Below are 535 nucleotides of genomic sequence, written 5' to 3' on the forward strand. Positions count from 1 at the left end.
AAGAGGCACTCAATGCCGCACTGAAAAAATACGCTCAGCGCTTTCCTGATGATGTTTGTCTGGCAACAATTGCCGAAGAACTGGCGAGAGGACAAGCACAATTGTGGCTGGTCTTGAAAAATAAAACCCAATTTAGTGCTTTTGCGATTACCAAAGTTGAAAGAACCCATACGGGAAAAAAACGCGTCGTCCTTTCAGATTTGGCTGGAGAGGGAGGACTGGAATTGGTCAAATTGATCGATAAAGTCGAAGAATGGGCGCGAACAATCCATGCTGAGGAAATACATATGTTTGGAAGATCTGGATGGTCTAAAATGCTTAGCCATCACGGATATTCCCGTAATCTTATTCATTACAGAAAGGTTCTAAACCCATGAGTAGAAAAACAAAACCTCAAGTGCAAACAACAACACAAACAAATGCACCACCCGCTTGGGTAGCAGAGATCTTTAAAAAAGCCAGTGCGCAAGCACTCGATCTTTATAATAAAGGTATCGGAGGCAATGTTTATCAGGGGGAGCGTACCGCTGGGCTT

General features: G+C 43.6%; 1 protein-coding gene and 1 pseudogene. Both read left to right on the top strand.

The annotated features are described in order from the left end of the window. Positions 1–377: hypothetical protein (locus tag ACFINZ_RS12060; protein ID WP_375701655.1), on the top strand; the 377-nt coding region annotated here is incomplete at its 5' end. Next, a pseudogene (locus ACFINZ_RS12065) lies at positions 374–535 on the top strand (tail fiber domain-containing protein); the annotation flags it as partial. The gene ACFINZ_RS12060 and the pseudogene ACFINZ_RS12065, both read left to right, overlap by 4 nt.

Source organism: Bartonella sp. AA81SXKL (assembly GCF_042196945.1).
In the GTDB taxonomy this organism is placed as follows: Bacteria; Pseudomonadota; Alphaproteobacteria; order Rhizobiales; family Rhizobiaceae; genus Bartonella.